Genomic DNA, 9397 nt, shown 5'->3' with positions numbered 1-9397 from the left:
CGGACGCGAGGAGGAGCAGCAGCAGCGCCGCGACCGCGAGGGCGAGGGCCGCGCCCGCCCGCCCGCCCCGCGACGGCCGGGCGAGGAGGAGGGCCGCGAGCAGCGCCTGGGCGGCGACGGCCGCGCCCATGACGCCGCTGCCGACCGGGACGCCCGGAACGAGGCGGTTCGGCGCCAGGGTGAGGAACGGCAGCCCCGCGAGCCCCGCGACCGCGACGCCGGCCGCGAGGAGCGGGAGCCAGGACGCGGGGTCGGCCTTGTGCGGCGGCATGGCGGTCGGTCCGTGGTTCGGGGAGTGGCTCATCCGAGGTAGCGGCGCGCCACCGCCTCCGGGGTGTCGCCGTCCACGGCGACCTGGGCGTTCAGGCGCCGCAGCGTCGCGAGGTCGAGGCCGGCGAAGACCTGCCCGAGGGCAGGCGCGATGCCGGGATGGGCCGCGAGCACGGGGGCCCGGATCACCGGCGCCGGCTCGTACACGATCTGGGCGCCCTTCGGGTCGCTCATCACCACGACGTCGAGGGCGGCGATCGCCCCGTCGGTGCCGTAGACCATGCCGGCGTTGACGCCGCTGATCCCCTGGGCGGCGGCCCGCAGGGTCACGGCGGTGTCGCCGCCCGGCAGGACGACGATCCGCTCCGGCGGCAGCGAGAAGCCGTAGGCCTTCTCGAAGGAGGGCAGCGCCGCCGGGCTCTCGACGAACTCCGCCGAGGCGCAGAGCTCGATCAGGCCCCGCCCGACCGCCCCGGCGAAGTCCGCCATGGTGGCGAGGCCGTGGGCGCGCGCGAGGGCGCCCTGAACGGCGATCTGCCAGGTGTTGTCGGCGGGCGCCGGGGCGAGCCAGACGAGGCCGTGGGGCGCGTCGAAGCGGCGCGCCGCCTCGTAGGCGCCCTCCGCCCGCCGCCAGACGGGGTCGGCGTCGGTGCCGGAGAAGAACGCCGCGTTCCCGGTGTATTCCGGGTAGCAGTCGATCTCGCCGGCGAGGAGCGCGCCGCGCACGATCCGGGTCGGCCCGAGCTGGAGCCGGTCCGTCACCGGGATCCCGATCCGCGCCAGGGCGAGGAGGATCATCCGGCCGAGAAGCGCCCCCTCGCCGTCGGTCTTGGAGGCCACGACCACCGGCCCGGCGGCGCGCGCGCGGCCGGCGGCGGCGGCCGCGAGGGAGCCCGCGAGGAGCGCCCGCCGGGTCGTGCGCCCCCTCAGCGCCGGCATGGCCGCGCCTCCCGTCCCGGGCCGCGCCGGGTTCCCGGCAGCCGCGCCGTCGTCCGGCGGCCGGCCCCGGTTTCCCGCAACACCGCGTCCCATCCCGGTGCGCTTGACATGGCCTGCGTTCCGGGCGACGGCTCACCCGCGCCGGCCGACGGGACGGGCGCGGCCCTGCTGCGGGCACGCGGGTACCCTGCCGTCGCGGCAGCGTCGACCGCGACAGTGACGGAACGATGCGGCCTCGGTGCGGGGCGAAGAGGGAAAGAGCTCCGGCGTGGGCACGGATACAAGCGAAGACCTCCTGAACGGTGCCCGCGTCCTCGTGGTCGAGGACGAGGCGGCGATCTCGATGCTGCTGGAGGACATGCTCCTCGATTTCGGATGCACCGTCGTGGGACCGGCCGCGCGGCTGAGCACGGCCCTCGAGATGGCGGAGGCGGAGACCTTCGCGGTCGCGATCCTCGACGTCAACGTGGCGGGCGAGCCGATCTATCCCGTCGCCGAGGCGATCGTCCGGCGCGGGCTGCCCCTGGTGTTCTCGACGGGCTACGGCGGGGCCGGCATCCGCGAGCCGTTCCGCGACCGGCCGGTGGTGCAGAAGCCGTTCAGCCAGCAGGATCTCAAGCGCACCCTGATCGCCGCGATCTCGGCCGGCGCCTAGCGCCCGGAACGCGCGACCGGGCCGCGAATCAGCGGCGGCCCGCCTGCGCGGCCCGGCCGCCCCTCCCCGGCGCCGGCTCGGCCCGCTCGGAGGCGGCCTCCGCCTCCACGCGGCGCTTGAACGCACCCCAGGCCATCAGCGTGCAGCCGCAGCGGTCGCAGGCGATCGGCGCGTCCTCGTGCAGGACGGCCGGCAGGCGCACGGCCGGCGAGCCGCAGGATTGGCATCCGAACCCGCTCCGCATGGTCTCGCCCCGCGCTCCGCTCGCCCCACTCGTCGCGCCGAGCTTAGGCTTGCTGCGCTGCACGCAGGATGAACGGAAGCGCCGGCCCGGCCCCGGACCGGGGCGGAGCGCGCCTCACCCGGCCTCGATCTCGAAGGCCGAGACCACGTGCCGCGGCCAGCGCCGCGGCGCGACGAAGACCGCGTCGGCCCGCAGCGTCAGGCCGGCGCTCCAGGGATGGCGGGTGATCCAGGCCCGGGCGGCCCGGGAGAACAGCCGCCGCTTGCGGGCGGTGATCGCCTCCGCGGCCGCCTCGAGCGTCGGCCGCGCCTTGACCTCCACGAACGCCACCACGCCGCCGCGCCGCACGATCAGGTCGATCTCGCCGCCCGCGGCCGCGAAGCGCGTCGCCAGCGGCCGGTAGCCCTTGAGGGCGAGGACCGCCAGCGCCAGCATCTCGGCCCGGCGCCCGCGCAGGACGGTGGCGCGCCGCCGCCGGGCGGCCGGATCAGGGAGCGTCATCGCCGCGCCGGGCGAGCGCCAGGGCGCGGGCGTAGACCTCCCGCCGCTTGAGGCCGGTCGCGTCCGCCACCAGGGCCGCCGCATCCTTGATCGAGTGGCGCGCGAGCGCGGCCTCCAGGCGCGCGTCGAGGTCGGCATCCGCCTCGGGCCCGGCGGCCGTCCCGGTCGCGGCGCCGATGACCACCACCACCTCGCCCCGCGGCGGGCCCGCGGCGGCGTACTCCGCCGCCAGGCCGGCGAGGTCGCCCCGGCGCACGGTCTCGAACAGCTTCGTGAGCTCGCGGGCCACGGCCGCGGGCCGGTCGCCGCCGAGCACCTCGGCGGCGTCGGCCAGCATCTCGGGCAGGCGGTGGGGCGCCTCGAACACCACGAGCGTGCCTGGCACGCCCGCGAGCGTGGCGAGCCGGGTGCGGCGGGCGCCGCTCTTCTGGGGCAGGAACCCCTCGAAGAAGAAGCGGTCGGTCGGCAGGCCCGCCGCCACGAGTGCCGTGATGGCGGCCGAGGGGCCGGGGATGGGCGTGACGGGCAGGCCGGCCTCGATCGCGGCCTGGACCAGCTTGAAGCCGGGATCCGAGACGAGCGGGGTGCCGGCGTCGGAGACGAGGGCCAGGGCCTCGCCGGCCCGCATGCGGGCGATCATCCGCTCCCGGACCCCCTCGCCCGAATGCTCGTGGTAGGCCAGGAGGGGCGTGGTGATGCCATAATGGGCGAGGAGCGTGCGGGTGACGCGGGTGTCCTCGGCCAGCACCGCGTCCGCGGCGGCGAGCGTGCTGAGGGCCCGGAAGGTCACGTCCTTCAGGTTGCCGATCGGGGTCGCCACCACGTGCAGGCCGGGCGAGAGCGGCTCGGCCTCGGCGGCGAGGCCGAAGGCGGTGTAGACCGCCGGGCCGCGGCCCGGGCCCGGGCGCTGGCCCGGCCGCCCGGGGGGTGGATCGTGTCTCTGGCTCATCGCCCCGACAGTGCCACGGTTCGGCCCCGGTCCGCCACGCCGTCGTCCGGGCCGAGGGCCGGTGCGGGCGTTTACTTTTCCCTGGCAGACTTTATGCACCGCTTGCGCGCCGCGCGCGCCGTAAGGGCGCGGCGCGGCCTGATTCGGGGGAGCCGGCCATGGGGGGCAAGAGCCTCGGCAGCGAGGAGAGGCCCGGCGCGCCGGCGCCCGGTCGACGCGCGCGCCCCGGGGGCGGGGCCGTGCGGCGCGGCTTCCGGCGCGGCGCGGCGGCCCTGCTGCTCGCCTTCCCGCTCGCCGGCTGCGGCGCCGGGATCGAGAGCCCCGTGCTGGCGACCCGGGCCGCCCCGGAGGCGGCGGCCCCGCCTCCCGGCGACGGCGGCGCCATCGGGACCGGCACCGTCAAGGTCGCGCTGATCCTGCCCCTCACCGGCCCCGGCGCCGCGGTGGGCGCGGCCATGCGCAACGCCGCCCAGATGGCCGTGCAGGAATTCCAGAACCCCGACCTGAAGCTCCTGGTCAAGGACGATCGCGGCGCGCCCGAGGGGGCCCGGGAGGCCGCCGCCGCGGCCCTCGCCGAGGGGGCCGAGCTGATCATCGGCCCGCTCTTCGCCGCGACCGTCCAGTCGGCCGCCGGCACCGCCCGGCCGGCCGGGCGGCCGGTGATCGCATTCTCGACGGATGCCAGCGTGGCGGCGCGCGGCGTCTACCTCCTGAGCTTCCTGCCGCAGCCCGAGGTCGACCGGATCGTCGACGAGACCACGGCGGCCGGGCGCCGCTCGTTCGCGGCCCTGATCCCGGACACGACCTACGGCAACGTGGTCGAGGCGCAGTTCCGCGAGGCGGTGGCCCGGCGCGGGGCCCGGGTGGTGGCGATCGAGCGCTACCCGGCCGGCAACCCCGGCGCCGCGATCGGGCGGCTCGGCCCCCTGATCGCCGGGCCGGCGCCGCAGGCCGACGCGCTCTTCCTGCCCGACACGCCGGAGGGGCTCGCGGCGGCGGGGCCGGCCCTCGCCCGCGCGGGTTTCAACCCGGCCCGGGTCAAGCCCGTCGGCACGGCGGTCTGGAACGACCCCCGGGTGTTTGCCCTGCCGTCCCTCCAGGGCGGCTGGTTCGCGGCCGCCGACCCGGCGGGCTACGCCGCGTTCAGCCAGCGCTACCGGGCCCGCTTCGGCGCCGAGCCCGTCCGGGTCGCCACCCTCGCGTACGACGCGGTCTCCCTCGCGGCGGCCCTGAACCGCCAGTACGGCTCGCAGCGCTACGCCGACGCCACGCTGACGAACCCCTCGGGCTTCGCCGGCATCGACGGCACCTTCCGGTTCCGGCCCGAGGGCACGAGCGACCGGGCCCTCGCGGTGTTCGAGATCCGCGGCGCCGCCGCGGCCGTCGTCAGCCCGGCGCCGCGGGCGCTCGGGCCGTCGGGGACGTGACCCGCGGCCGGCGCCTCACGCCGCGAGCTCCGCCACCACGGCGTTGAGCACCGGCGCCCCCCGGCGGGTCGCCGCGATGCGGCCGGCGGCGTCGCGGGCGACCAGCCCCTCGGCGATCAGCCCGCCGAGGCGGCCCGCGTCGATGGGCCGCCCGGCAAGGGCGGCGTAGCGGGCGGGGTCGACGCCCTCCCGCAGGCGCAGGCCCATCAGCAGGAACTCGTCGCCCTGGTCCGCGGCCGTCAGCGCCTCGGGCGCCAGGAAGCCGTGCCCGCCGCCCTCGACCCGGGCGAGCCAGGCCTCCGGGTCGCGCTCCGTCGCGGTGCCGGTCCGCCCCTCCGGCAGCACCAGGCGGCCGTGGGCGCCGGGCCCGAGGCCGGCATACTCGCCGTAGCGCCAGTAGAGCAGGTTGTGGCGCGACTCCGCCCCCGGCCGGGCGTGGTTCGAGATCTCGTAGGCCGGCATCCCGGCCCGGTCGCAGACCTCCTGGGTCACGTCGTAGAGGACCCGGGCGGCCTCGTCGTCCGGCGTCGTCAGCTTGCCGGCGGCGGCGAGGCCGTGGAACGGCGTGCCCTCCTCGATGGTGAGCTGGTAGAGCGAGAGGTGCTCGGCCGCCCGGGCGATGGCCTCGGCCAGCTCGGTCCTCCAGGCGGCGGGCGTCTGGTCCGGGCGGGCGTAGATGAGGTCGAAGGAGTAGCGCTCGAAATGCGCCGCCGCGGTCTCGACCGCCCGCAGGGCCTCGGCGGCGCCGTGCAGCCGGCCGAGCCGGCGCAGCGACCCGTCGTCGAGGGCCTGCACGCCGAGGGAGACCCGGTTGACCCCGGCGGCCCGGTAGCCCCGGAACCGCTCCGCCTCGACACTGGTCGGGTTGGCCTCGAGGGTCACCTCGGCGTCGGGCGCCACCGCCCAGGCGCCCGCCACCGCGTCGAGGAGCGCCCCGACGGTCGCGGGCTCCATCAGCGAGGGCGTGCCGCCCCCGAGGAAGATGCTGGTCACGGTCCGGCCCGGCGCGAGGCGGGCCGCGTGGCCGATCTCGCGCGCGAAGGCCGCCCGCCACCGGGCCTGGTCGAGGCGGCCGTGGCGGACGTGGCTGTTGAAGTCGCAGTACGGGCACTTCGCGGCGCAGAAGGGCCAGTGCAGGTAGACCCCGAAGCCGACGTCCCGGGTCGGATGATCGCTCATGCGGGCGGATGTGCCGTTCCGCGGGCCGGGGCACAAGGGCCCGCGGGCCGGACCGGGGCCGCGCGGGGGCGGGCTCATGGCCGCACGGACGGCGCCCGGCCGCGCCTCACGGCGGCGCGAGCGCCGTCATCGCGGCCGCGAGGCGCCGCCAGGCCTCCTCGCCGTACATCGGCTCGCCGCCGGGCGGCCGCGTCGCGTCGTAGACGGGCGCCCGCCGGAAGCGCTCGGGACCGAAGCCGAAGAACCGCAGGTTGTCCGCCTGGCTCCGGTGGCAGGCGAACGCCGCCTCCTTGCGCCAGGCCGCCTCCGGGGTGAGGGGCACGGCGATCTCGGGGCAGGCCGGGTCGTCGCGGAACCGTCCGCTGCGCACGAGGCCGTGGTGGCGGTGGTAGCTCGTGAATTCCAGCCGCGCCGGCGCGTGCCCGCCGCGCGCGGCGAGGCGCGCGCAGGCGACCTGGACCGCGAGGGCGGCGGCGTCGTGGTCGATGTGGCCGCCCTCGAACGGGTGGGTGAACACCGCCTCGACGCAGATCAGATCCTCGGCCAGGCGCTCGATCAGGACGCCGAGGTGGTCGACGAGGCTGCCGTCGGGGATCTCGTAGCAGGTGAGGCGGGAAAGGCGGCCCTCGATCGTGACCTGGAGCGCGTCGACGAGCTCGCCCCGGCGCGCCGCCGCGTAGGCGCGCCGGGTCGGGAACCCGGCGGCCTCCGCGGCCGCGAGGTCGAGGGGGGCGCCGTCCGTGAGCTGGAGCAGCGTGAGGTTCTGGAAGCCCGCCATGACGCCGCCCATGCCGATCGATTCGTCGTCCGGGTGGGCCGTCACGAGGGCGACCGCCCGGTCCAGCGGCTGGCGCGCGGCGAGGTGCGCCAGCACGTCCCGCTCCCCCCCGCCCGGGCCCGCGTCGCGGGGTTGCGTCGTCGCGACCGCGCTCACAGCCGGTAGCGCCCGAGGTCGGACAGCCCGGGGCGGGTCGCCTTGCCGGACCAGGCATCGGCCACCGAGCCGATGTCGACGGCGACGCCGCCGCGGCGCGCGATCTCGTGGCAGTAGAGCTTGCCGAGGTAGCCGGCCGCGACGAGCCAGAGCATCCCGGCCCAGTCGCCCTCCCGCAGGCGCGCGACCACCTGGTGGAACACGGTCGGGAAGTGGGGGGCGAGCGTGCCGTTGCGGCCGATGACCGGGGTGAAGCGCTTCTCCTCCGGGATGAGCAGGCTCGCGCCGACCCGGACCCCCGGCCTGCGGGCGAGGGCCCCGGCGAGGCCCGGGTGGCAGGAGATGACCCCGACGGGCGCGCCGGCGTCGAGCAGCCGGTGCAGGGCGCCCGAGAGGTGCAGCTCGAGGTGGATGTCGTGGGTGCAGAAGGCCGGGCCCTCGCGCCCGAGGAGCGGCGCCACGCAGGCGAGGACGTTGGTGCAGCAGGGCACGCCCGCCAGGCTGGCGATGCCGTACTCGTGCCGGACCCGCTCCGGGTAGGTGACGCCCAGGATCGTCGCCTCCTCGACCGCCGCGAGGAGCCGCGCCCGCAGGGCGAGGAAGTCGGGCCGGTCGATCAGGTCGTCGCCGCCGAACCAGGTGCGCAGGATGCGCTTGCGGTTGCGGCGGTGGAGCGCGCGGTAGCGGCCGCCCTCGTCGTCCGGGTCGCCGATCCAGGCCCCCTCCCCGTCGCCGAGGCGGATCAGCGAGAGCGGCCGCCGGCGGGCGAGGGCGGCCGCGACGAGCGCCTCGACGGCGTCGACCCCGATGTGGCGCGGGCTCGTGCGCACCCGCATGGCGAGGGCCCGCGCCTCCGCCTCCGGGTGGCGCCGCATGAAGGCCAGGAGCTGGCCGAGCTGGTCGGCCCGCAGGCGGTCGTCGGCGTCCCGGGGGCGAAAGCCCGCCAGGCAGGCCTCGGCGGCGTCGGGGCGGCCCGCGCCGGCGAGCTGGCGCACGGCCTGGCTCAGGGTCAGGACGTCGCCCGGATCGGCCGCGAAGGCCCGCGCGAGGTCGCGCGCGGCGCCCGCGGCGTCGCCGGCCCGCTGGCGCAGGATCGCGATCTCGCGCCAGCCGTAGGGCAGGTCCGGGAAGATCCGGCAGAGCTCGACCAGGATGACCGCCGCCTCGAGGATGTCGCCGTCCTCGCGCAGGCGCTCGGCGGCCTTCACGGCGGCGACCGGGTCGGCCCCCGCCCGCGCCCAGCCGGCAGGGCCGCGGCGGCCGTCGGGGCCGCGGCCCGCCGCGGCCGCCAGGGGAGCGCCGCTCACGCCGGCCCGCTCCCGGGCTTCTCGATCGCGAACACGAAGTGGGTGCAGAACAGCAGCCTCAGGAGGTTGATCGAGCGCACGTCGAGGCCGAGGCGCCGGCCGGTCTCGATGATGGCGCGGTGGTAGAACCCCTCCGGGCCCATCATCGGGTTGAGGAGCGTGTCGTCGCTCGCCGTCAGCGTGATGATCAGGCGGCGCAGCAGGAAGGCGAAGACGTCGTGCTTCGGGTCGATCCGGGTCAGCCGCAGGCCGGCGCTCCGGGCCGCCACCTTCAGGCCGTAGGGCGTGAAGTTGAAGGTGCCGAAATCCTGCATCTGCTCCATGTAGGAGATCTGGCCGATGACCTTGCCGCCGGGCCGCAGCACGCGGGCGATCTCCGCGAAGCTGACGTCGATGTGCTGGATGTGCTGGAACACCAGCATCGACCAGACCACGTCGAAGCTCTCGTCGGCGAAGGGCAGCCGGCGGCCGTCGTAGAACGCGATGGCGTCGCCCGCCGCCGCCACCCGGTCCCGCACCAGGGGCGAGACGGCGTCGAGGTAGTCGACGCCCTGCCAGGCGTAGCCCAGGGACTCGATGAGCGGCCGCGAGTGCATCGCCCCGCAGCCGAAATCGAGCAGGCGCGCGCCCGGCCGGAACGCCGCCGCCAGGAGATCCTCGGCCGAGCGCGCCTCCAGGCTGTCCCCGTCCACGAGCGGGCTGATCTCGGCGTGGTAGGAGCCGTCGAAGGCGACGGTCCGCGCCTGCGCCAGGGCCGCGCCGATCATCCGCTCGAACAGGACGTCGACGGCCTCCGCGGCGGGCGCGGGGGCGGGCGGCGGCGCGGGCGGCGCGGCCCGGACCGGGTCGAGGCGGGCCGCGAGGCTCCGCCGCAGGCGGGTGAGGCTGAGGCGGCTCGATGGTCTCATGGGGGTCCTGATCGCCGCGAGGGTGTCGAACACGGCCCGGCACGCCCGGGCGGCGGCGGCCGGGCCGTGGCGGGCCTCCGCCCG

General features: G+C 77.2%; 10 protein-coding genes and 1 pseudogene. 2 read left to right on the top strand and 9 right to left on the bottom strand.

The features are described 5' to 3' along the window. Together DT057_RS32500 and DT057_RS32495 are read right to left on the bottom strand one after the other, a co-directional pair. Positions 1 to 271 (bottom strand): annotated as a pseudogene (locus DT057_RS32500) (hypothetical protein); the annotation flags it as partial. A gap of 29 nt (positions 272 to 300) precedes the next feature. Beyond that, complete coding sequence (locus DT057_RS32495) at positions 301 to 1209, bottom strand: glycine betaine ABC transporter substrate-binding protein (protein ID WP_128566164.1); 909 nt, start codon at positions 1207 to 1209, stop codon at positions 301 to 303. A 268-nt stretch (positions 1210 to 1477) separates the two neighbouring features. Between DT057_RS32495 and DT057_RS32490 the strand changes: the two genes are divergently transcribed. Next, a complete protein-coding gene (locus DT057_RS32490; RefSeq protein ID WP_128566163.1) occupies positions 1478 to 1864 on the top strand; it encodes a response regulator in 387 nt (128 codons plus the stop codon). Positions 1865 to 1892: 28 nt separating this feature from the next. Here DT057_RS32490 and DT057_RS32485 read toward each other — a convergent pair whose 3' ends face one another. The 3 genes from DT057_RS32485 to rsmI form a co-directional block, all read right to left on the bottom strand. Next, on the bottom strand, positions 1893 to 2108 hold the full coding sequence (locus DT057_RS32485; RefSeq protein ID WP_128566162.1) for a hypothetical protein: 216 nt from the start codon (positions 2106 to 2108) through the stop codon (positions 1893 to 1895). 114 nt (positions 2109 to 2222) lie between these two features. Beyond that, a complete protein-coding gene (locus DT057_RS32480; protein WP_128566161.1) occupies positions 2223 to 2609 on the bottom strand; it encodes a YraN family protein in 387 nt (128 codons plus the stop codon). Continuing rightward, positions 2596 to 3558, bottom strand: coding sequence for a 16S rRNA (cytidine(1402)-2'-O)-methyltransferase (rsmI, locus tag DT057_RS32475; protein ID WP_128566160.1), 963 nt, complete (start codon positions 3556 to 3558; stop codon positions 2596 to 2598). The genes DT057_RS32480 and rsmI overlap by 14 nt, the downstream gene beginning before the upstream one ends. A 158-nt stretch (positions 3559 to 3716) precedes the next feature. Here rsmI and DT057_RS32470 point away from each other — a divergent pair, with 158 nt between their 5' ends. Continuing rightward, entirely contained in the window at positions 3717 to 4985 is a 1269-nt protein-coding gene (locus DT057_RS32470; protein WP_128566159.1) for a penicillin-binding protein activator, read from the top strand. A 15-nt stretch (positions 4986 to 5000) separates the two neighbouring features. On the opposite strand, the gene hemW is transcribed toward DT057_RS32470, so the two are convergent. The 4 genes from hemW to DT057_RS32450 all read right to left on the bottom strand — a co-directional run. After that, positions 5001 to 6164 (bottom strand): radical SAM family heme chaperone HemW, encoded by a 1164-nt coding sequence (gene hemW, locus DT057_RS32465; protein WP_128566158.1) that lies wholly within the window; start codon positions 6162 to 6164, stop codon positions 5001 to 5003. Between the two features lie 106 nt (positions 6165 to 6270). After that, positions 6271 to 7038 carry a PIG-L deacetylase family protein gene (locus tag DT057_RS32460; RefSeq protein ID WP_238313637.1) on the bottom strand — a complete coding sequence of 256 codons (768 nt, stop codon included), beginning with the start codon at positions 7036 to 7038 and terminating at the stop codon, positions 6271 to 6273. Positions 7039 to 7094: 56 nt separating this feature from the next. After that, positions 7095 to 8405 (bottom strand): tetratricopeptide repeat protein, encoded by a 1311-nt coding sequence (locus tag DT057_RS32455; protein ID WP_203236442.1) that lies wholly within the window; start codon positions 8403 to 8405, stop codon positions 7095 to 7097. Next, the coding region (locus DT057_RS32450; RefSeq protein WP_338103529.1) for a class I SAM-dependent methyltransferase at positions 8402 to 9397 on the bottom strand (996 nt) is incomplete at its 5' end. The genes DT057_RS32455 and DT057_RS32450, both read right to left, overlap by 4 nt.

Source organism: Methylobacterium crusticola, assembly GCF_003574465.1.
Lineage (GTDB): Bacteria > Pseudomonadota > Alphaproteobacteria > Rhizobiales > Beijerinckiaceae > Methylobacterium > Methylobacterium crusticola.
Note: the sequence above shows the minus strand (reverse complement) of the source record. Positions and strands in the feature narration are given on the sequence as shown.

Bases quoted from the DNA above. Each gene is read 5' to 3' on its own strand.
- DT057_RS32495 (WP_128566164.1), bottom strand. From the start codon at position 1,209: ATGCCGGCGCTGAGGGGGCGCACGACCCGGCGGGCGCTCCTCGCGGGC.
- DT057_RS32485 (WP_128566162.1), bottom strand. From the start codon at position 2,108: ATGCGGAGCGGGTTCGGATGCCAATCCTGCGGCTCGCCGGCCGTGCGC.
- DT057_RS32480 (WP_128566161.1), bottom strand. From the start codon at position 2,609: ATGACGCTCCCTGATCCGGCCGCCCGGCGGCGGCGCGCCACCGTCCTG.
- rsmI (WP_128566160.1), bottom strand. From the start codon at position 3,558: ATGAGCCAGAGACACGATCCACCCCCCGGGCGGCCGGGCCAGCGCCCG.
- DT057_RS32470 (WP_128566159.1), top strand. From the start codon at position 3,717: ATGGGGGGCAAGAGCCTCGGCAGCGAGGAGAGGCCCGGCGCGCCGGCG.
- hemW (WP_128566158.1), bottom strand. From the start codon at position 6,164: ATGAGCGATCATCCGACCCGGGACGTCGGCTTCGGGGTCTACCTGCAC.